Annotated in this window: 23 protein-coding genes; 6 read left to right on the top strand and 17 right to left on the bottom strand. The window is 75.1% G+C overall.

From position 1 onward, the window contains the following. Positions 1-2: 2 nt before the first annotated feature. Complete coding sequence (locus ABZS80_RS04010) at positions 3-929, top strand: phytoene/squalene synthase family protein (RefSeq protein ID WP_355054341.1); 927 nt, start codon at positions 3-5, stop codon at positions 927-929. Then, positions 926-2,248, top strand: coding sequence for a deoxyribodipyrimidine photo-lyase (locus ABZS80_RS04005; RefSeq protein WP_355054340.1), 1,323 nt, complete (start codon positions 926-928; stop codon positions 2,246-2,248). Before ABZS80_RS04010 ends, ABZS80_RS04005 begins: the two co-directional genes overlap by 4 nt. A gap of 4 nt (positions 2,249-2,252) precedes the next feature. On the opposite strand, the gene ABZS80_RS04000 is transcribed toward ABZS80_RS04005, so the two are convergent. After that, positions 2,253-3,032: a hypothetical protein gene (locus ABZS80_RS04000; RefSeq protein ID WP_355054339.1), complete on the bottom strand. Its 780-nt coding sequence runs from the start codon at positions 3,030-3,032 to the stop codon at positions 2,253-2,255. A 72-nt stretch (positions 3,033-3,104) separates the two neighbouring features. Continuing rightward, positions 3,105-4,205: a serine hydrolase domain-containing protein gene (locus tag ABZS80_RS03995; protein WP_355054338.1), complete on the bottom strand. Its 1,101-nt coding sequence runs from the start codon at positions 4,203-4,205 to the stop codon at positions 3,105-3,107. A gap of 92 nt (positions 4,206-4,297) precedes the next feature. Here ABZS80_RS03995 and ABZS80_RS03990 point away from each other — a divergent pair, with 92 nt between their 5' ends. Beyond that, entirely contained in the window at positions 4,298-5,782 is a 1,485-nt protein-coding gene (locus ABZS80_RS03990; RefSeq protein ID WP_355054337.1) for an FAD-dependent oxidoreductase, read from the top strand. 3 nt (positions 5,783-5,785) lie between these two features. Here ABZS80_RS03990 and ABZS80_RS03985 read toward each other — a convergent pair whose 3' ends face one another. The 3 genes from ABZS80_RS03985 to ABZS80_RS03975 form a co-directional block, all read right to left on the bottom strand. Beyond that, positions 5,786-6,550 carry a crotonase/enoyl-CoA hydratase family protein gene (locus tag ABZS80_RS03985; protein ID WP_355054336.1) on the bottom strand — a complete coding sequence of 255 codons (765 nt, stop codon included), beginning with the start codon at positions 6,548-6,550 and terminating at the stop codon, positions 5,786-5,788. 44 nt (positions 6,551-6,594) lie between these two features. After that, positions 6,595-7,014, bottom strand: a complete 420-nt coding sequence (locus ABZS80_RS03980; RefSeq protein WP_355054335.1) for a hypothetical protein — start codon at positions 7,012-7,014, stop codon at positions 6,595-6,597. Between the two features lie 84 nt (positions 7,015-7,098). Then, positions 7,099-7,938, bottom strand: coding sequence for an NAD(P)H-binding protein (locus ABZS80_RS03975; protein ID WP_355054334.1), 840 nt, complete (start codon positions 7,936-7,938; stop codon positions 7,099-7,101). Positions 7,939-8,031: 93 nt separating this feature from the next. Here ABZS80_RS03975 and soxR point away from each other — a divergent pair, with 93 nt between their 5' ends. The 3 genes from soxR (at position 8,032) to ABZS80_RS03960 (ending at position 10,075) form a co-directional block, all read left to right on the top strand. Beyond that, a complete protein-coding gene (soxR, locus tag ABZS80_RS03970; protein WP_355054333.1) occupies positions 8,032-8,400 on the top strand; it encodes a redox-sensitive transcriptional activator SoxR in 369 nt (122 codons plus the stop codon). A gap of 130 nt (positions 8,401-8,530) precedes the next feature. Further along, positions 8,531-9,172: a 5,6-dimethylbenzimidazole synthase gene (gene bluB / locus ABZS80_RS03965; protein WP_355054332.1), complete on the top strand. Its 642-nt coding sequence runs from the start codon at positions 8,531-8,533 to the stop codon at positions 9,170-9,172. 51 nt (positions 9,173-9,223) lie between these two features. After that, complete coding sequence (locus ABZS80_RS03960) at positions 9,224-10,075, top strand: DUF2231 domain-containing protein (RefSeq protein ID WP_355054331.1); 852 nt, start codon at positions 9,224-9,226, stop codon at positions 10,073-10,075. A 67-nt stretch (positions 10,076-10,142) separates the two neighbouring features. On the opposite strand, the gene ABZS80_RS03955 is transcribed toward ABZS80_RS03960, so the two are convergent. From ABZS80_RS03955 to ABZS80_RS03900, 12 genes are all read right to left on the bottom strand, one after another. Then, positions 10,143-11,189 carry a LysM domain-containing protein gene (locus tag ABZS80_RS03955; RefSeq protein ID WP_355054330.1) on the bottom strand — a complete coding sequence of 349 codons (1,047 nt, stop codon included), beginning with the start codon at positions 11,187-11,189 and terminating at the stop codon, positions 10,143-10,145. Positions 11,190-11,204: 15 nt separating this feature from the next. Further along, positions 11,205-11,636, bottom strand: a complete 432-nt coding sequence (locus tag ABZS80_RS03950) for a pilus assembly protein TadG-related protein (RefSeq protein ID WP_151461130.1) — start codon at positions 11,634-11,636, stop codon at positions 11,205-11,207. Next, positions 11,633-12,094: a TadE/TadG family type IV pilus assembly protein gene (locus ABZS80_RS03945; RefSeq protein ID WP_355054329.1), complete on the bottom strand. Its 462-nt coding sequence runs from the start codon at positions 12,092-12,094 to the stop codon at positions 11,633-11,635. The genes ABZS80_RS03950 and ABZS80_RS03945 overlap by 4 nt, the downstream gene beginning before the upstream one ends. Positions 12,095-12,099: 5 nt before the next feature. Next, positions 12,100-12,591: a TadE family protein gene (locus ABZS80_RS03940; protein WP_355054328.1), complete on the bottom strand. Its 492-nt coding sequence runs from the start codon at positions 12,589-12,591 to the stop codon at positions 12,100-12,102. Further along, a complete protein-coding gene (locus ABZS80_RS03935) occupies positions 12,591-12,800 on the bottom strand; it encodes a hypothetical protein (protein WP_151461127.1) in 210 nt (69 codons plus the stop codon). The genes ABZS80_RS03940 and ABZS80_RS03935 overlap by 1 nt, the downstream gene beginning before the upstream one ends. A gap of 24 nt (positions 12,801-12,824) precedes the next feature. Next, on the bottom strand, positions 12,825-13,685 hold the full coding sequence (locus ABZS80_RS03930) for a type II secretion system F family protein (protein WP_355054660.1): 861 nt from the start codon (positions 13,683-13,685) through the stop codon (positions 12,825-12,827). Beyond that, entirely contained in the window at positions 13,685-14,584 is a 900-nt protein-coding gene (locus ABZS80_RS03925; RefSeq protein WP_355054327.1) for a type II secretion system F family protein, read from the bottom strand. Before ABZS80_RS03925 ends, ABZS80_RS03930 begins: the two co-directional genes overlap by 1 nt. A gap of 66 nt (positions 14,585-14,650) precedes the next feature. Beyond that, complete coding sequence (locus tag ABZS80_RS03920; protein ID WP_355054326.1) at positions 14,651-16,171, bottom strand: CpaF/VirB11 family protein; 1,521 nt, start codon at positions 16,169-16,171, stop codon at positions 14,651-14,653. Further along, positions 16,161-16,994 carry a ParA family protein gene (locus ABZS80_RS03915; protein WP_355054325.1) on the bottom strand — a complete coding sequence of 278 codons (834 nt, stop codon included), beginning with the start codon at positions 16,992-16,994 and terminating at the stop codon, positions 16,161-16,163. The genes ABZS80_RS03920 and ABZS80_RS03915 overlap by 11 nt, the downstream gene beginning before the upstream one ends. Continuing rightward, a complete protein-coding gene (locus tag ABZS80_RS03910; protein ID WP_355054324.1) occupies positions 16,994-17,656 on the bottom strand; it encodes an SAF domain-containing protein in 663 nt (220 codons plus the stop codon). Before ABZS80_RS03910 ends, ABZS80_RS03915 begins: the two co-directional genes overlap by 1 nt. Next, a complete protein-coding gene (locus ABZS80_RS03905) occupies positions 17,653-18,624 on the bottom strand; it encodes a hypothetical protein (RefSeq protein ID WP_355054323.1) in 972 nt (323 codons plus the stop codon). The genes ABZS80_RS03910 and ABZS80_RS03905 overlap by 4 nt, the downstream gene beginning before the upstream one ends. Then, entirely contained in the window at positions 18,618-19,184 is a 567-nt protein-coding gene (locus tag ABZS80_RS03900) for a hypothetical protein (RefSeq protein ID WP_355054322.1), read from the bottom strand. The genes ABZS80_RS03905 and ABZS80_RS03900 overlap by 7 nt, the downstream gene beginning before the upstream one ends. Positions 19,185-19,513 lie beyond the last annotated feature (329 nt).

Genomic DNA, 19,513 nt, shown 5'->3' with positions numbered 1-19,513 from the left:
CGGTGGACACGGATCTCACCGCTGCCTATGAGCGCTGCCGCGAGCTGCACCGGCGTCACGGCCGTACCTACTATCTCGCCACCCGGCTGCTGCCTGCCTGGAAACGGCGGCACGTGCACGCCTTGTACGGCTTCACCCGCTACGCCGACGAGATCGTCGACCGGACCGAGGACCTGCCGCCGGCCGAGCGCGCGGCCCGGCTCGCGGAGTGGTCCGCCCGGTTCGTCGCCGGCCTGCACGGCGAGCCGGTCGACGACCCGCTGCTTCCCGCCGTGCTGCACACCATCGCCGTCTTCGACCTGGACCGCGACGACTTCGCGTCGTTTCTGGGCAGCATGACGATGGACCTGACCGTGACGTCCTACCCGACCTACGACGACCTGCTCGACTACATGGAGGGCTCGGCCGCGGTCATCGGCACCATGATGCTGCCGATCCTGGGCAGCTCCGATCCGGCCGCCGCCCGGGAGCCGGCCCGCCAGCTCGGCTTCGCCTTCCAGCTCACCAACTTCATCCGGGACGTGGCCGAGGACCTGGACCGGGGGCGGACCTACCTGCCGGACGAGGACCTGGCCGCGTTCGACCTCACCCGGGAGGACCTGCTGGCCGCCCGGGCCGCCGGCCGCGGCACCCCGCGGCTTCGCGAGCTGATCGAGTACGAGGTGAACCGGGCCCAGGCCCACTACGAGGCCGCCGCGCCCGGCATCCCGCTGCTCGCCCCGGCCTCGCAGGCGTGCATGCGCACCGCGTACGCGCTGTACGGCGGCATCCTCGACGAGGTGGCCGCCCAGGACTTCGACGTGTTCAGCCGGCGGGCCCGCGTACCCGGGCGGCGGCGGATGGCGGTGGCCGCGCAGGCGCTGGTCACCCCGGCCGGCGCGCCGGTGCGGATCCCCGGCCCGGCGCTCCGGCCGGCCCTGGCGGCGTGAGCGACCGCACTGCCGTCGTGCTCCTCACCCGCGACCTGCGGGTGCACGACCACCCGGCGCTGGCGTCGGCGTGCTCGGCCTTCGACCGGGTGGTGCCGCTGTACCTGCTCGACCCGGCACTGCAACGGCTCTCCCCGAACCGCACCCGGTTCCTGCACCAGAGCCTCGCCGAGCTGCGCGAGGCGCTCCGGAGGCGCGGCGGCGACCTGGTGGTCCGGCGCGGCGACCCGGTGGCCGAGACGGTCCGGCTGGCCCGCGCGGTCGGCGCGGAGGGGATCGGCCTCTCCGCCGACGTGAGCCGGTACGCCCGGCGTCGCGAGCGCCGGCTGCGCGAGGAGTGCGAGCGGCACCGGATGTTCCTCCGGCTCTTCCCCGGCCTCACGATCGTCGGGCCGGGTGACCTGCGGCCCGCCAGCGGGGACCACTACCGGGTGTTCAGCCCCTACTTCCGCGCCTGGCAGGGCGCGACCGTGCGGGAGGAACTGGCCGCACCGGAGCGGGTACGGCTGCCCGACGGCGTCGATCCGGGCCGGCTGCCCGACCCGCCCCCGGGCGAGTCCCCCGACGCGGCCGCCGGCGGGGAGAGCATCGCCCGGCGCCGCCTCAGCGGGTGGCTGCCGACCCTGGGCCGGTACGACGACATCCACGACGACATGGCCGGCGACCAGACCTCCCGGCTCAGTCCCTACCTGCGCTTCGGCTGCCTCTCGCCGCTGGCCGTGGCGAACCGGGCCGGCGACCGGAGCGGGCCGTTCGTCCGGCAGCTCTGCTGGCGGGACTTCCACCACCAGGTCGCCGCCGCCTTCCCCGACCTGTCGTCCCGGGCCTACCGGCGGGGGGTGACGGAGGACTGGCGGTACGACCAGCGCGCGCTGGACGCCTGGACCGAGGGGCGCACCGGGATGCCGATCGTGGACGCCGGCATGCGGCAGCTCCGCGCCGAGGGCTGGATGCACAACCGGGCGCGGCTCATCACCGCCGGCTACCTGACCCGGCACCTCCGGCTGGACTGGCGGCCCGGGGTGGCCGTCTTCTTCCGCTGGCTGCTCGACGGCGACGTGCCCGACAACTCGGGCAACTGGCAGTGGGTGGCCGGCACCGGCAACGACGCCCGGCCGCACCGCGGTTTCAACCCGGTCCGCCAGGCCGAACGCTACGACCCGGACGGCGCGTACGTCCGCCGGCACGTGCCGGAGCTGGCCTCGATCGAGGGGAAGGCGGTGCACCAGCCGTGGCGGCTGCCCGAGCGGGCGCGCGCCGCGCTGGACTATCCGCCCCCGCTGGAGGTCCCGGGCACCGCCCCGGTCTGGCTGCGGTGACGGCTCACTCCCGCCACACGGTCAGCTTGATCACGGCGCCGCCGTCGCCCGCCTGGTTGACCACCTGCAACCACCCGGGGTGCCCGTTCGAGGTGGTGAAGCAGAACTGCTGGCCACTGCCGACGTAGTGATGTGGTGCGCTCGTCCGGCGCGCCTCGCGGTAGGTCGCGCAGCGAGCCGCGGCGCCCTCCTCCGGGCCGGCGTAGGTGTCGTCGTACAAAGCGCTGTGCCGGGCGCTGGAATAGAGGATGTAGCCCCAGTCCAGGTAGAGGTCGACCGTCGCGTCCTGGGCGTACCGCTTGACGGCGCGGCCCTCGTCCACGTCTACCCCGGTCTTCTGGTCGAGCTGCACCACGTCGCTGAAGATCACGGCCGCGGACGCGCCGGTGCCGCGGCCCGGGGTCGAGCCGCTCGGAGCGCCCGTCGGGCCGGCCGGCGTGGCGGCAGCGGTCGTGGCCGGCGCCGGGAGCGTGGTCGTCGTGCCGACCGGTGTGGTGGTCGCGGCGGTCGGCGTGGCGTCCCGCCGATCCTGGTGCAGCCCCCAGCCGGCGGCGCCGAGCACCAGCAGCGCCACCGTGGCCAGCCCGGCCGTCCGCCAGCGCCGGCGCCAGACCTGGTATGCCACCAGCGCGGCCAGGGCGACCAGGCCCAGCACGATCCACAGCGGGTCCGAGCGGATGGCCTGCACCAGGGCGACCAGCCCGGCCACGGCGGAGACCACGTTGGCGGCCACCCCGGAGTGCTCCGTCAGCCGGGTGGCCGGCGCGGGTGCTTCGTTCTCCACGAGGAACGGAGCGTAGCGGCGACTGACGCAGCGTGACAGGGTCACCACGCGTGTCGGTCAGTCCACTTCCCGTCAGAGACAGGAGTGCAACGCCTCGACCAGCTCCTCCACCCGGTCGTGGTCGGCCAACCGCCCCGTCGTGTACGCGAAGGTGTAGCCGCGCTCCGGGTCGGCCCAGGCGCTGCTGCCGCCGATCCCGCCCATGCCCCAGCTCCCGTCCGGCTCCCACTGCATGCCCAACGTCCAGTACGCCCGCCGGTCCAGCACCAGGTCCGGCCCGTCGTACTGCACCCGGGTCGCCTCGGCGACCAGCTCGGGGCTGAACCGGCGTACCCCGTCGAGGGTGCCGCCGGCGAGCAGGCCGGCGTAGAGGCGGGCCAGGGCGGACGCGGTGGCGTGCAGGTTCACCGCGGGGATCTCCGTGCCGCGCCAGAGCGGGTCGTTCACTACCGCCACGTCCAGGCCGCCGGCCGGGTTTCCCACCGCGCGGGCGCGCAGCGACCCCGGTTCGCCCAGCATCCGCAGCGGCCAGTCCGGGTCGGCGTACGACACGTCGGCGCAGCGCCGCTGGTCCGTCGCGTCCAGGCCGAAGGCCAGGTCGAGGCGCCACGGCCCGGCGATCTCCTCGGCCAGGAACCGCCCCACCGGCCGCCCGTCCACCCGGCGGACCAGCTCGCCGACCAGGTGCCCGTACGTCCAGGCGTGCTCGCCCGCGACGGTGCCCGGCGTCCACTCCGGATCGGCGGCGGCCAGGTCGGCGCAGAGCAGCCCCCAGTCGGTGAGCGCCGCGACGGGCCGGGGCACCGGGAACGCGGGCAGCCCGGCGGTGTGGGCGAGCACCTGCCGCACGGTGGCCGGGGCGCGGAACCCGGGCCAGTACGCCGACACCGGCGCGTCGAGGTCGACGCGGCCCCGGTCGACGAGGAGCAGGAGGCAGAGCGCGACCACCGGCTTGCCCACCGAGTAGACGTTCACCAGGGTGTCCGGCCGCCACGGCGCCTCGGCCCCGACGGCCGGGACGGCCACGCCGGGCGGGACGGCGGCGCGGGTGCCGCCGACCAGGTCGACGACCGGCGCGCCCTCATGCCAGACGGCCAGCGCCGCGCCGGTCTCCCGGCCGGTGGCGAACAGGTCGTGGAAGCAGTCCCGGACCGGAGCGAAGCGTGCCTGCATCCGGCCACCGTAGGCGGTGGGGATGATCACCGGCGCGGGAATTCCGGCCCGACGCGGTGGCCGGTGGCCCGGCGGTGCGGAATGCTGGCGGGGTGGCGGAGTCGGAACTGGTGGACGTGGTCGTGGTCGGGCTGGGCGTCGGCGGCGAGGAGGTGGCCGGGCGACTCGCCGAGGCCGGCCTCACCGTGGTCGGGATCGAGCGCGACCTGGTCGGCGGCGAGTGCCCCTACTGGGGCTGCATCCCGAGCAAGATGATGATCCGGGCGGCCAACGCCCTCGCCGAGGCCCGCCGGGTCAACGAGCTGGCCGGCAGCGCCGAGGTGCGGCTCGACTGGGCGCCGGTCGCCAAGCGGATCCGCGAGGAGGCCACCGACACCTGGGACGACCGGGTCGCCGTGGACCGGTTCACCGGCAGGGGCGGCCGGTTCGTTCGGGGCAGCGGCCGGCTCGACGGCCCGAACCGGGTCCGCGTCGGCGACCAGGTGTTCGAGGCCCGGTACGGGGTCGTCCTCGGCACCGGCACCCGCCCGTCGGTCCCGCCGATCGACGGCCTGGCCGACACCCCGTACTGGACCAACCACCAGGCCATCGAGGTCGAGGAGCTGCCGGCGTCGCTGCTGGTGCTGGGCGGCGGCGCGATCGGTCTGGAGCTGGCCCAGGTCTTCGCCCGGTTCGGGGTCCGGGTGACCGTGGTCGAGGCGGCCGACCGGGTGCTCGCCGTCGAGGAGCCGGAGGCCTCCGAGATCGTCGCCGGGGCGCTGCGCGCCGACGGGGTGGAGATCCACACCGGGGTCAAGGCCGAGCGGGTCGCCCACGACGGCACGAGCTTCACCGTCCACGCCGGCGACCGTGCGTTCAGCGGCGAGAAGCTGCTGGTGGTGACCGGCCGCCGGGCGCACCTGGAGGAGCTGGGCCTCGATTCGGTCGGCATCGACTGCACGCAGCGCTACCTGCCGGTGAACGGGCGGATGCACGCCGCCGACGGGATCTGGGCGGTCGGCGACCTCACCGGCGAGGGCGCCTTCACCCACATCGCCATGTACCAGGCGGGCATCGTCGTCGCCGACGTGCTCGACCACATTCGACGGTTGAAGGGCGGGCCGGACGCCAGTGGCACCGCCAGCGTGGTGGGCGGCGCGGCCGGCGTCGTCAGCGCGGTCGGCGGGGCGATGAGCACGGGTGGCTCGACCGTGGCGCCGGGCAGCGTGCCGGTCGCCGACTACCGCGCGCTGCCCCGGGTCACGTTCACCGACCCGGAGGTCGGCGCGGTCGGCCTCACCGAGCAGCAGGCCCGCGCCCGCGGCATCAACGTCCAGGTCGGCTGCACCGACCTCACCTCGTCCACCCGTGGGTGGATCCACAAGGCCGGCAACGCCGGCTTGATCAAGCTGGTCGCCGACGCCGACCACGGCGTGCTCATCGGCGCCACCTCGGTCGGCCCGGCCGGCGGCGAGGTGCTGTCCGCGCTGGTCGTGGCCGTGCACGCGGCCGTCCCGGTCAGCCAGCTCCGGCACATGATCTACGCGTACCCGACCTTCCACCGCGCCATCGAGGACGCCCTGCGCAACCTGAAATAGCCGTCAGTTCGCCGGCGTGCCGTGCCGGCCGGCGCCGGCGGTGAACCGGTTCGCGCCGTGCATCCCGTCGGTGACCAGGGACTCCATCCCTAAGGCGAGTTCGGTGGCCAGCGCCTCCGGCTCGGGCAGGCCGGCGCCCGACAGCACCGCGGCCCGGTCGTTGCGCAGGCAGGTCTGCGGGTGCCGGGCGATCTCCGCGGCCAGCCGCTCGGCCTCCGCCCGGGCCGCGCCCGGCGCGACCAGCCGGTTCACCAGACCCATCGCGTACGCCTCGTCGGCGGGCACCGGGCGGCCGGTGAGGATCAGGTCCATGGCCCGGCTCTCGCCGATGAGCCGGGGCAGCCGCACCGTCCCGCCGTCGATCAGCGGCACGCCCCAGCGTCGGCAGAACACCCCGAGCGTGGCGTCCGACTCGGCGACCCGCAGGTCGCACCAGAGCGCCAGCTCCAGGCCGCCGGCCACCGCGTAGCCGGAGATCGCGGCGAGCACCGGCTTGGACAGGCGCATCCGGGTGGGGCCCATCGGGCCGTCACCCTCGGGTTCGACCCGGTTGCCGCGCGGCGTGCCGATGGCCTTCAGGTCGGCGCCGGCGCAGAACGTGCCGCCCGCGCCCCAGAGCACGGCGACCGCCGCGTCCGGGTCCGCCTCGAAGGCGCGGAACGCGTCGGCCAGGGCCCGGGCGGTCGGGCCGTCGACGGCGTTGCGGGCCTTCGGCCGGTCCAGGATCACCGTGGTCACCGGTCCGGCGTGCTCGACGCGTACCCCCATCGGTTCAGCATGCCCTCGACGGCGGCCGCCGCGCCAGATCCCCGCTATTCCGCCCGCCGGCGGGCCAGGGTGGCGCCGAGGGCCGCGCCCACCACGCAGGCCACGCCGGCCAGTTGCGGCCAGGCCAGCAGCTCGCCCAGGAGCAGCACGCCGACCACCGCGGCCACCGCCGGCTCCAGGCTGAGCAGCACCGCGAACACCACGCCGCCCGCCCGCCAGCCGGGCCAGCGGGTGGGGCGGGTGACCGCCAGGAGCACCAGCGCGCCGAGGCCCAGCCGGAGGGTGGTCGTACCGCCGGCGCTGGTGGCGGCGAAGAGTTGCTTGGCCACCGCCGCGCCGACCTGGGTGGAGACCATGCCCAGCAGCATCAGCAGCGGCGGGGGCACGGCCTCGGGCCGGCCCAGCGCCGCGACGAGCCGGGCCGCCGGGGCGGCCGAGGGGGTACGGGAGGCATGTGCGTACACCCGCACCACGATGGACTTCGGCGGCGCGCGCCGCGAGGGATTTGCCCGACGGCGGACGTGCCGCAGCGCAGGCTCCCGGTCGGGTCAGGCGAAGTCGGCCGCGTGGTCGGCGGCCCAGTGGGCGAACGTCCGGGCGGGGCGGCCCAGCACCGCCGCCACGTCGCCGGTCACCTGCTCCGGAGTCTCCGCCATGGCGGCCCAGCCGGTGAGCGCCGCATCCGCGAAGGCGGCGCTGCCCATCGCTGCGGCCAGCATCGGGCGCACCGCCTCGGCGGGCACGTCCTGCCACCGCAGGTCGCGGCCGATCGCCGCACCGATGAGGCGCACCTGCTCGGCCTGGGTGACCGTCTGCGGGCCGCTGAGCACGTAGGTCCGCCGGTCGTGCCGGTCGGTGGTCAGCGCCTCGACCGCCACGGCCGCGATGTCGTCCTCGTGGACCATCGAACGGGCCGCCGCGCCGTACGGCCAGCGCACCACGCCCTCGGCGCGGATCGACTGCGCCCAGGCCAGCGTGTTGGTGGCGATCCCGGTGGGGCGCAGCATCGTCCAGGGCAGGCCCGACGCGACGATGGCGCGTTCCACCAGGGCCCAGAACGAGCCCGGGTCGGCCTCGGCGGAGGCGGCCGACACGTACACCACCCGGGGCGACCCGGCACCGGCGAGCACGGCGGCAACCCGCGGAGCGAGCTGCGCCGTCGTGGCCGGGTCGACGAACGGCCAGATCAGGAACACCGCGCGGACACCGTCCAGGTGCGGGCGCACCGTCTCCGGATCGGCCAGGTCGGCGGCCACCACCTCGACACCCGCCGGCAGGCCCGCGCGGCTCGGGTCGCGGGTGACGGCCCGTACGCCGTGGCCCGCGGCAGCCAGCCGCTCGACCACGCGCCGCCCGACGTTGCCCGTCGCACCGGTCACCAGGATCATCGTCGCCTCCAGGGAATTCTCGGGAACTCGATGGAGCCGACCGTAGAACCTCAACAATTGTTGAGGTCAACATCCGGTGGGCATACTCGGGGCGTGAAGCAGGACACGTCCTTCGACTGGCACGAGCCCGGCCTGACGATCGGCCAGGTCGCGCAACGCAGCGGCGTCTCCGCGTCGGCGATCCGGTTCTACGAGGCGCAGGGCCTCATCAGCAGCGACCGCACGGCCGGCAACCAGCGCCGCTACCACGGCGACGTGATGTGCCGCCTGGCGATGATCGAGGCGTGCCAGCGGGTCGGCCTCACCCTGGCCGAGGTGGGCCGGGCACTCGCGGCGCTGCCACCGGGGCACGCGCCGAACGCCGAGGACTGGCATGCGCTCGCCGAGCGACTGCGCACCGAGGCGCAGTCGCGCATCGACCGGCTCAGCCAGGTGCTGCGCGAGCTCGCCCCACCCGCCTGACCTCGCCCCCGAGCCACCCTCGCTCCGGCGGCGCCGCTCTCGTAGCATCGGCGGCGGCAACGATCAGGTGAGGTGCCCCGCGTGCGCGGGGAGAATCGGGAAGCCGGTGGAGCGCAGCGGGAGCCTGCCTGTGGACCTGTACGACGTCATCCACCGCCGCCGCGACGTGCGCGCCGAGTTCACCGGGGAGCCGGTGCCGGACGACGTCCTGGATCGGATCCTCACCGCCGCGCACGCCGCGCCGAGCGTGGGGAACTCGCAGCCCTGGGACTTCGTCCTGGTGCGTGACCCGGAGACCCGGCGCCGGTTCCACGCGCACGTCCAGGTCGAGCGGGACACCTTCGCGGCCACACTGGACGGTGCGGCGGCCGAGCGGTTCGCCCGCATCAAGATCGACGGGGTGCTGGAGTCGACGCTGTCGGTCGTGGTCACGTACGACCCGCAGCGGGGTGGGCCGGCGGTGCTCGGCCGGCACGCCATCGCCGACGCCGGCCTCTACTCGGTCTGCCTGGCCATCCAGAACCTCTGGCTGGCCGCCACCGCCGAGGGGCTCGGCGTCGGCTGGGTCTCCTTCTACCGGGAGCCGTTCCTGGCCGACCTGCTCGGCATCCCGCCCGGCATCCGGCCGGTGGCGTGGCTCTGCGTGGGCCCGGTGAGCCACCTCCAGACCGTTCCCGACCTGGTCCGGCACGGCTGGCGTACGCCCCGGCCGCTCGCCGCCGCCCTGCACACCGACCGCTGGCGGGCGGACGAGAACCACCCGATGGGGTGATCCGTCACCGCCGCCCGGTTTGGGACCTCTCCTGCCGGGAAGTCGGACCACGTGCGCGAACTATTGACGAAGATCGAGCAGAGCACCCGACTCGACCGGGTCGGTGACCGGTTGCAGCGCGCCGTCCAGGGCACCCTGCGTCCCCAGCGGGTCCGGGACTTCCTGCACGGCGTCTGGCTGGGGCATCCGCTGCACCCGGCCATGGTGCAGGTGCCGGTCGGCGCCTGGATCTCGGCCGCCGTCGTGGACCTGATGCCCGGACAGCGCCGTGCCGCGACCGCGCTGATCGGGGTCGGTACGGCCAGCGCGCTGCCCGCGGCGGTGGCCGGGCTCAACGACTGGGCGGCCCTCTCCCGCGACCAGCGCCGGATCGGCCTCGTGCACGCCGCCGCGAACAGCGTCGCGCTGTCGCTCTACGCCGGCTCGCTGGCGGCCCGGCTGAACGGGCGGCACAACATGGGCCGCGCGCTCGCCTACCTGGGGCTGTCGGCGGCGAGCGCCGGGGCGTACCTCGGTGGGCACCTCGCGTACAAGCAGGGCGCGCAGGTCAGCCAGAGCATCTCGGAGCTGCACCTGGTCAGCGAGGGGTGGCACCCGCTCGGCGACATGTCGAGCCTGCCGCAGCGGCAGCTCCTCACCCGGGAGATCGACGACGTCTCGGTGATCCTCTACCGGCACGGCGACGACGTCACCGTGATGCTGGAGCGCTGCCCGCACCAGAGCGGCCCGCTCGGTGAGGGTGAGGTGCAGGAGATCGACGGCCACGCCTGCGTGGTCTGCCCCTGGCACGGCAGCACCTTCCGCCTCAACGGCGGCGAGGTCGTGCACGGCCCGTCCGGCAACGACCAGGTCGTCCTCCCCACCCGCGTGGTCAACGGCCGCCTGGAGGCCCGCCTCCCCTGACGGCCGGCGGAACCTTCGACGGCAGCGGTCCCACCGGGGGCCGCTGCCGTCCACGATCGACCCGGGGTCAGTCCCTGCGGTGGCGACCGCTCACGAGGGCCCGCACGCCGGAGACCGGCCGGCGCCGCAGCCCGAGGAGCGCGCCGATCTGCGCGCCCACGATGGCCGCCACGGCCAGCACCGCGGAAATGGCCAGCGGGCGGTTGATCCCGTCCTCGGGGGTGGCCCGGGAGGCGCCCGCCGACATGGCCGGCGGCTGCCCGGCCGGCGCCTCGACCGTGGGCGTGGTGTCCCGTCCGGTGGGGTGCGGGGAGGGCTTGCCCTTCGGCGTGGTGGCGGACGAACCGCCGCCGCCCGGCGTCGCCGCCTTGCCCAGAGCCGACCGGGACGGGCTGGTCGAGGTGTCCACGAGCCGGCCGGTCGCGTGCCGGCGGGCCCCCGCGTCCACCGATCCCTCGGGCAGCTTGATCAGCTGCCCCGGGCGGATCCGGTCCGGGTCGGCGAGCCGGTTCAGCCGGGCCACCTCGCGGTAACGGTCGAAGTCGTCCAGGTAGCGTTCGGCCACCTCGCCCAGGTAGTCGCCCTTCGCCACCCGGTACACCGCCGGGTCGGTGGTCACCGAGGCGGCCCGCACGGGCGGGGCGGCGAGCGCGGGGCCGGCCTGCGGGGTGACCACCGCCGGCGCGGCGGCGACCGGCTGCGGCGCGGCCAGGGTGGCGGCGCTCGCCACGGCCGGGCTGGCCGCCAGGATCAGCGCGACCGAGCCGACCAGCGTGGCCGCGGCCCGCTGCTGGCGGCGCATCCCGGGCAGGCGGGGCGCCGGCCGGCGCAGCGTCGCCGCGAGGAGTTCCACGAGTACGGAGAAGGCGAACGTGGCCCAACCGAACCAGCCCACCACGGCCAGCGCCCGCAGGAAGAGTTGCCCGTCGTCGCGGCTGGTCAACGTTGTGCCCACCTCGGCCAGGGCGGGCAGGTGGTCGGGGAGGGGGTTGCCGGCGAAGGCCAGGAGGGCGACCGGCCCACCGGCCAGCACCGCGCAGAGCACGACGAGGGCGCCGAGCCCGGTGAGGACCTGGCCGGTCCGCCGGACGGCCGAGCGTTGCGATGCAGCCATGGCTGCCTTCCCTTCCTACGGGGCTCCGGTGAGCGCCCGCGCGGTGGCCTCACCGGTGACGGTGGCGGTGTTCTGGAAGCCGAAGAGACCGAGCAGGTCCCGGCGGTAGGTGATGCGGACGCGTACCTGGATCTGCCGTTCGCCGGCGACCACCGGGAAGGTGACGTCGTGGTCGCGGACCCCGCCGGCGGCGGTGAGGTAGCCCGCGACGGCCTTCCGGGCGGCCACCTCGTCGATCTGCTTGGGGCCGCCCTCGATGGCGCTGGCCCGGTCGATCATCTGCCCGCCGCTGCGGGCCGCCTCGGCGGCCAGGTTGTCCGCGCGCTGCAACGAGCGGAGCTGCCCGGCGCCGTCGTACGCCAGGCTGATGATCACGAGTACGCCGATCATCGCCACGGCGAGGAAGAGGCTCACCCGGCCGCTCTCCGCGGCGCGCCACCCGGTCATCCGCGGCTCCGGTAGGTGTCCAGCGGGGAGGTGAAGCTCGCCGAGACGGTCTTGCCGTCCAGCACCAGCGGCAGCCCGGGTGCCCGCAGGTCGTCGAAGGAGACCGTGCAGGTCACCCGGACCGTGACGGTCGCCGGCACCCCCGGTGCGCCGCCGTACGCGTTCCGGAAGGTGGTCGCGGCGCCGCCCACCGAGCCACTGAGGCTCAACACCGGTGGCGCCGTGCAGCGCAGCCCCGACCAGTCGAGCTGGCGGCGAGCCGCGTCGGTGGCGTCGGATTCGCCGGTGCGCGGGTCGCGGGCGATCGAGGCGGCCCGGGCCGCGTCGTGGGCGGCCGACTCCACCGCCTCGTCGGCGACGGCCGTCCGTCCGGCCACCCCGGCCAGCACCATCAACCCGATGAAGGCGGGGGCGAGCACCGCCACCTCGATCGAGACGGAACCCCGGTCGCGTGCCACCCGCCTCACCCCGTCGTCCAGCGTTCGGCGGTGCCGTGCGCGGTCTGCCGGACCGGGAAGTCGACCCCCGGGATCACCGACAGGGACCGCCCGCTGACCGTGCAGGTGACCTCGGTGGGGGCGCCCCCGGTCGTGATGATCTCGCAGGTGGGGCCGGGGTTCTGCCAGCCGACCAGCCAGTCCCCGGCGGCGCGGAGGAAGGTGGTGGCCCGGTCCCGGCCCGCCTCGGGCGGGGCTTGGAAGGCCCGCTGGGCGTTCACCCCGGTCTGCGCCGCGTTGAGGGCGGTGGACCGGGCGACGAACCAGACCGCGAGCTGGATCGAGGCGAAGAGCAGCACGAGGATCGCCGGCATCACCACCGCCAGCTCGACCGGGTTCGCTCCCCGCTCGGACCCGCCCGTGGCGAGCCTTCTCCGGAGGACGGTGGTGATCCGCCCCGGGCCGCGCCGGCCGGCGGGCGCCGGCCGGCTCCGGTCCGTACGGGCGGGGCTGGGCATCACGGGGCCTGCGGCGCCGTGTTGTTGGGGATGGCGTTCATCCAGTTGTTGGCCTTGGCCAGGGCGAGCGCGGTGACCGCCATGGCCACCGCGACCAGGCCGAAGATGATCACCGCGGTCGGCACCGGGCTGTCGCCCCGCTCGGTGTCCCGCCGCAGCTCCGCCAGGCGGCTGCTCACCGCGGCGTAGACGTAGGTGTAGAGGTGCATGCGCTTCTCCTTCTCGGGGTGGGTTCACAGGCGGGCGAGGAACGGATAGACGGCGAAACCGAGCAGGACGAAGACCAGCAGCGAGCCGGGGATGTCCAGCCGGCTGGTCACCCCCTCGGCGCGGGCCAGGTTGTCGGTGCGGATCTGGTCGCGCAGCGAGTCGGCGCGGCTGCGCAGGGTCTCGTGGACCTGGGCGCCCTCGCTGCCGGAGGAGCGCATGATGGCCCCCACGTCGCCCAGCTCCGGGATGCCGATCCGGTCGGCCAGTTCCTGGAGCTCGTCCCAGGGGGAGTGCATCTGGAGCTGGGCGATCCGCAGCGCCTCCCGGATGCGGTCGAAGACCCAGCCGTCGCAGACCGCCGCCGCGCGCTCCAGCGACTGCACCGGGCCGTGCGCGGCGGAGAGCTGCAACGCCACCAGGTCCAGGTAGGTGCAGACGGCCTGACGGAACTCGTCCCTCGCGGCGTCCGCCCTGGCCAGCACCGCGCGGTGCGCGAGCAGGCCGGCGACCAGTGCGAACCCCAGGCTCCCGAGCACCGGTACGGCCAGTGGCAGCGCCACCCCGCCCAGGAAGAGCACGGCCGAGGCGACCGCCGGAGTGGCGAACCCGACCAGCGCGGACAGCACCACGGACAGGGCGTACTGCTCGGGGGTCCGGTCGAGCAGGGCGAGCTGCCGGTGCGGGGGGCGCAGCCAGCGGGAGACGCCGCCCAGCCAGTCCGGTCCCCGCCCGGCCACCGGGGCCTGGCCGGGCGGCTGGTGCAGCCGGCGCAGCGCCGGGCCGAGCGCCGGGGTGGCCGGCAGTGCCTCGCGGACCACCAGGAACAGGCCCAGCCCCACCAACGCGCCGCCCAGCACGGCGATCGCCAACTGCCCGTTGACCATCATGCGATCGCCTCCTCGGGGTCGGGCACCGGCAGGAAACGCGCCGGGCGGGGCGGCTGGCTCATCGACCGCACCCAGACCAGCAGCCCGACGAAGGCCGCCCCGAGCACCGCCATGACCAGCTGCCCGAAGACCGTCCCGTAGGGCCGGACGTAGTCGCTGTTGACCAGCCCGTACGCGAGCGTGGCCAGGGTCATCCCGGTGAGGAAGCGGACCGCGAACCGGGGCTGCGTCCGCTTCGCCTCGACCTCCCGCCGGGTGGCCACCTCGGCCGAGGCGGCGCTGGCGATCGAGCCGAGCACGTCGCCGAGGCGTTCGCCCCGGTCGGTGAGGTGCAGGATCAGCGCCGCCACGACCTGGTCGCAGACCGGGTCGGCGATCTCGTCGGCGAAGGCGAGCAGGGCGGACCGTGCCAGCCAGCCGGCCTGGAGGCGGGCCGCCAGGGTGCGCACCTCGTCCTGGATCTCCTCCGGCGCGGTGGCGATGGTGCCGATGATGGCCTGCTGGAGGCCCTGCCCGGTGCCGGAGATGTCCTTGAGCCGCCGGGTCCACTCGCCGACCGCCTCGATCCGGGCGATGGCCCGCTGCTCGGCCCGGCCCACCGCGAACAGCCACGGCACCCCGGGCACCGCCAGCGCCACCAGCAGGCCGACCACCGGCAGCCCGGTGAGCAGGAAGGCCAGCGCGCCGACCACCACGGCCGCGCCGAGCAGGAGTTGGTAGCGGTGCTGCTCCCGGCGGCTCGCCCCGGAGCCGGTCCAGAGCCGGCTCAGCCCCGGCCCGGAGCCCGGGGTCGATCCGGCGGGCCGGCGGGTGCCGACCAGCGCGACCACCGCGAGCACCAGCCCGGCCACGCACGCCGCCCCGGAGACCAGCGCGATGAGCTCGATCGTCGTCATGCCGGGCTCGCCTTCGTTCGCGACTGCGGGGCTCGCAAACCCGGCTCACTCCTCGCGCTCACGGGTTCACCGCCGCCCGAGCCGGGTGTGCCGGGGACGCCGCCAGGCGCCCGTGCCGGCCTCGATGAACCGGGTGAGCAGCCGGGCGTCGTAGCCGACCCGCAGCAGCTGGTCGCGGATCCGTTCGGGGAGGTGGCGGGGCACCGCCCGGCCGTCCGGCCCCGGGCCGAAGACGCTGGTGGTGGTGATCCGGTTGCCCTCGCCGACGCCGATGACCTCCTCGACGTGCGACACGAAGCGGTGCTTGCGGCCGCCGATGGCGCTCTCGTCCTCGACGGTGACGTAGACGATCAGGTCCAGCGCGTTGCCGGCCATCCGGCGGGCCTGGTCGACCGTCATCTCCCGGCCGTGGGCCAGCGCCAGCTCGATGATCCGCTCGCCCACCCCGGCCGGGGTACGCGCGTGGATCGTGCACATCGACCCGCGGCTGGTGGTCATCGCCTGGAGCATCGGCACGATCTCCCGGGACCGCACCTCGCCGACGATGATCCGCAGCACGCCCATCCGCAGCGACACCGGGATCAGGTCGGCGATGCTGACCTCACCGGCCGGTCGACCGTCCAGCCCGCGCTCGCCGTGCCCCTCCCGGGACTCGAAGCTCATCACCGCCCGGTGCTTGTGCGCGTGGCGGGCCGGCAGCAGCTCCCGGCTCTCCTCCAGCAGCACGTACGGCTCGTCCGCCGGGATCTCGTCCATCAGCGCCCGGATGACCGTGGTCTTCCCGGCCCCGGCGAGCCCGGCCACCATGATGTTTAGCCCGGCCCGCATGGCGGCGCGGAGGAAGTCGCGCAGCAGCGGGTCGATCATCTCGTCCAGGTCGGGCCGGCCACCGGCGATGTCCTCCAGGCTCACCGCGAGCGTGTTGTGCTTGCGGATCACCGCGTACGGGCGGTGGCTGACCAGGAACACCGCGGCGAGCCGGCTGCCGTCGGGCAGTTGCAGGTCGAGCGTCGGCTTGGAGGTGGAGAGCGACCGTTCGGTCGCCCCGGCCCGGCGGGCCGCCGCCTGGAGGATCTCCACGAGTTCGTCGTCGCTGTCGGCGATCGGCTCGGCCCAGTCGACGCCGCCGCCGTGCCGGGTGATGCGCACCTGGTCGCAGCCGAGGATGTGCACCTCCTCGATGGTGTCGTCGACCAGCAGCGTCTGGAGCCGGCCCAGGCCGACCAGTTCGGCGGTCACCTGGTCGAGCAGCAGCCGCTCCTCGTCGGCGGCCATCGGCGTCCCGGCGCGGCGCACCGAGTCCGCGTACGCGGAGACCACCGCGACGGCCAGCCGGGCCCGCTCGACCTCCTCGGCGTCCGCGTCGAACTCCCGGCCGCGCTGCCAGAGGGTGAGCCGTTCGCTGAGTTCCCGCCGCAGCTCGCGGACCACCGCGAAGTCGATCCGGGGACGGGGCGGCGGCGCGACCGGCGCGGCGGGCGGCGGATGCAGCGGGTGCCGCCCGTTCGGCGGGACCAGCGGGGGAACCGTCGACGTGGCGCCGGGCTGCTGCCCGCGCGGGTCGTGGGAGACGGGCTCAAACCGCACCGGACACCCCCGGCGTGCTCGGCGCGGTCACCGGGCGCGGGGCGGGGGCGCCCGGCCAGGCCAGCCGGGCCCGCCGCCGCTCCAGCAGCGCCCGGACCGGCACCTCCAACTGGCCGGCCGCGCGCAGGAGGGGCCGGTTGGCGCGTACGGTGCCGCCGTGCCCGAGCACCGCGGCGGTACGCGGGTCGTGCGGGAGGCGGGCGATCACCGGCAGCCGCAGCGCCTTGCTGATCTCGCTGGTGCCATGCCCGTCCCCGACCACCAGCAGGCGCACGGTGCCCGGGGGGACCCGGTGCTCGGCGAAGTCCCGCTCGATGGCCTTGATCGTGGCGCGGGTGGCGGACAGGTCGGGCAGGTGCGCCCGGGTGACCAGCAGCACCACGGCCGCGGCCCGCAGCACCGGCCACGGTGGACCGGCGACCTGCAACCGGCCACAGTCGACCAGCACGTCGTACGGCGGCACGCCCTTCTCCAGGCCGGTGAAGAAGTCGGCGAAGCGCTGCCAGAGCGGGGTGACGCTGCCGGCCTGGGCCGGGTCGACCACGCCGGGCAGCAGCAGCCGTTCCCGCTTCGGCGCGTCCAGGTCGACGAGCTGCGACCAGAACGCGCTCTCCAGGTTGCCGTCCCGCAGCTCCCCGACGGCCAGCTCGCCGAGGCCGCGCGGGCCGTCGAGCGCCCCGCCCAGGTAGCCGGCCAGGACCGAGCCACCCGCCGGGTCGCACTCGGCCAGCACGAGCCGCCGGTGCCAGCTCAGCGCGGCGGCCAGCGCGGTCGTGGTGACGCCCGGCGAGCCCTTCGCCGACACCAGGGCGATGACCGCCATCAGGCCGCCCCGGTGAGCACGAGCGCGATCCGGTCGTCCGCGGCCAGCGCCACCACGGCCGGCACGTCCCGGACGGCCAGCGCCAGGTAGACCACCACGTCGTTGTTCTCCGGCGCGGCGGTGTCGATCACCGTGGCCTCGAACCGGGTGCCGCCGCCGCGCGGGGTGCCGCCGCTGCCGGAGCTGTTGTCCGGGGTGCTGACCAGGAGCACCTTGTCGCCGGGGTGCAGTTTGCGGGCGGGCACCTGGCTCGGCTTCAGCCCCAGCGCGATCTGCTGCTGCCCGGCGCCGAGCAGTGGCGCGTCGGTGAGCTGGGCCGGGGTCAGCAGCGTGCCGGGGGTGAGCCGGACGGCCGCGCGCAGGGCCAGCACCTCCTTGATCCGGTCGGCCCGCACCGGCTGGAGTTCCCGCCCGCCCGACACCCGCACCGGGACCAGGTCGTCGGCGGTGAGCTGCCGGCCGACCTCGACCGGCCGGGCCACCGCGAGGTAGCTGCCGGTGGACCGGACCGAGGTGACCGCGAACGCCGCACCCAGCCCGCCGAGGGCGATGAGCAGCACGGCCAGGCCGAGCAGGCCGGGGCGGATCCGCCGCTGCCGGACCACCTTGGGCGGCGCCACGGGCGCGTCCAGGGGAGTGCCGTTCCGCGTCGCCACACTCATCGCGTCACCACCTGAAGTTCGTTGATCTGCACGGGAACGGTTCCGCTGACCCGGCTCTGCGCGATCTCGCCGCTCTCGCCGCCGCCGGACCACTCGACGGTCCAGAACGTGGTGGCGCTGACCTCGTACGTGCGGGCTCGGGCGTAACCGCTGTCGTAGCCGCAGTCGGGCGACGTCAGCCCGGCCCGCGGACCGTCGGAGGCGTACGGCGTGCCGGGGCCCGTGCAGGTGACCTCGGTGCCGTCGCCCATGTCCCAGACGATCCGGGTGACCCGGGCGGTGATCTCGACGGTCACCCCGCGGTCGGAGGCGGAGGCGTGCAGCGGCCCGAAGTAGGACGCCCCGCCGCTGGCCCACATCCAGACCGGCAGCCCCACCAGGCCGGGGCCCTTGCTGCGCCGAGGCGCCACCGCGACGCGGGGCGGCAACAGCGAGATCGAGGCCAGCGCCCGGCGGGCCAACTCCTCCGGGTCGGGCGGCGCGCCGTAGCCGGGGGGCGGCCCGTCGCGCAGCACCACGGTCTGCGCGCCCACGTCACCGCCGTTGCAGGTCTGCACGTACCACTGCTGGCCCTCGGGCGCTTCGGGCTGGGGTTCGGCCAGCTTGTAGTAGCAGCCGTCGCCGTTGTTGAACCAGCCGAGCACGTCGTCGTAGCAGGGGATCACCCGGCCGTTCCACTGGCACTTCGCGGCGGCGCCGCCGCCGTCCCCGCCGCCACCGCCGGGGTTGCCGCCGCCGCCCGGCCCGCCCGGGGTGCCGGGCTCGTCGTCCCAGACGTTGCAGTCGTTCTGCCCGGGCGGGCACTCGCCACCGGGGTCGCCGGCCCGGGCGGGCGCGCCGGTCAGCAGCAGCGCGGGCGCGCCGGTCAGCGCGAGCAGCAGTGCCAGGCCGGCGGTGAGCAGCAGCCGCCGGGGCGTCCCGGCCCGGGCCGGGCGGGCCGGGACACCCCTTCCTCCCCAGGTCAACACGGCTGGTCCTGGTGGCCGGCGCCGGCGCTGACCAGCCACCGGCCGTCGGGGTAGCGGGTGGCCGTGGCGGTCGCCAGGTAGCGCCCGCCGCGGGTGCCGGGGACGACCCGGCGGTCCTTGGCGTAGACGAGGCGGTAGCCGGTGGCGTCCAGGCAGTCCTGGATCTCCACGGTGGGCGGATCGGCGGCCAGGTCGACCGACACCACGGTGGGGTCGGACACCAGTTTTCCGGTACGCATCGCGCCGTGCTCCTTCGCGTCACGAATTGCCATCCGCACCCGGGTCAGCAGCGGATCCGCCACGAATCGGGCCAGTGCGGGATGCCCGGGATCGCTGCGTGCGCTCGCCGCCCGGGACGCGTCGAGATAGCCGGAATAGGCGGCGAGAGCGGCTTTTCCGGCCGCCACCTCCTCGGCGGTGGAATGCGCCGCGGGAGCGGCGGCACCCGCGGTCAACGGGCGGGTCGCCGCCTCGGGCTCGCTGCCGCAACCGGCGGTCGCGGTCAGCAGAGCAAGGCTGAGCAGGCAGATTTCCCATCGGCGGGATTGCCGTGTGCGCAACGCCGGGCCCTCCTCGGTGGCGGCCCGGAGTGGTCGCGTCAACGCACTCCGGGCATGCGGAAGCGCGCCCGGATGTGTACGTCCGGGCCACAACTGCTACCGCTGCATTTACCTCGACTGATCTTTAACGAATTCGAAAGCTGTTGTCTCCGGTCGGCCTCCGACGCCAATTGTTCGGGGGTTGCGTCGTACCCAAGGGGCGAGCATAGGCTGACGTCCGCCGAGGCAACAGAGGCAATTCATCCGAACACTGTGAGTGATGACAGGTGGTGGCGGCCGGTGGGTGTCCGGACGACGACGAACGGCCCGCACCCGGGTCGGCCGGTGGC

It is taken from the genome of Micromonospora sp. NPDC005305 (assembly GCF_040607315.1).
Taxonomy (GTDB): Bacteria; Actinomycetota; Actinomycetes; order Mycobacteriales; family Micromonosporaceae; genus Micromonospora.
This window is presented reverse-complemented; position numbering and strand designations above follow the sequence as displayed.

Excerpts from the sequence above, each read along its gene's own strand:
- ABZS80_RS03925 (WP_355054327.1), bottom strand. The coding sequence starts at position 14,584 with ATGACGACGATCGAGCTCATCGCGCTGGTCTCCGGGGCGGCGTGCGTG.
- ABZS80_RS03955 (WP_355054330.1), bottom strand. The coding sequence starts at position 11,189 with ATGGCTGCATCGCAACGCTCGGCCGTCCGGCGGACCGGCCAGGTCCTC.
- ABZS80_RS03995 (WP_355054338.1), bottom strand. The coding sequence starts at position 4,205 with ATGCAGGCACGCTTCGCTCCGGTCCGGGACTGCTTCCACGACCTGTTC.
- ABZS80_RS03975 (WP_355054334.1), bottom strand. The coding sequence starts at position 7,938 with ATGATCCTGGTGACCGGTGCGACGGGCAACGTCGGGCGGCGCGTGGTC.
- ABZS80_RS03910 (WP_355054324.1), bottom strand. The coding sequence starts at position 17,656 with ATGAGTGTGGCGACGCGGAACGGCACTCCCCTGGACGCGCCCGTGGCG.
- ABZS80_RS03915 (WP_355054325.1), bottom strand. The coding sequence starts at position 16,994 with ATGGCGGTCATCGCCCTGGTGTCGGCGAAGGGCTCGCCGGGCGTCACC.
- ABZS80_RS03935 (WP_151461127.1), bottom strand. The coding sequence starts at position 12,800 with ATGCACCTCTACACCTACGTCTACGCCGCGGTGAGCAGCCGCCTGGCG.
- ABZS80_RS03985 (WP_355054336.1), bottom strand. The coding sequence starts at position 6,550 with ATGGGGGTACGCGTCGAGCACGCCGGACCGGTGACCACGGTGATCCTG.
- ABZS80_RS03930 (WP_355054660.1), bottom strand. The coding sequence starts at position 13,685 with ATGGTCAACGGGCAGTTGGCGATCGCCGTGCTGGGCGGCGCGTTGGTG.
- ABZS80_RS03940 (WP_355054328.1), bottom strand. The coding sequence starts at position 12,591 with ATGCCCAGCCCCGCCCGTACGGACCGGAGCCGGCCGGCGCCCGCCGGC.
- ABZS80_RS03950 (WP_151461130.1), bottom strand. The coding sequence starts at position 11,636 with ATGACCGGGTGGCGCGCCGCGGAGAGCGGCCGGGTGAGCCTCTTCCTC.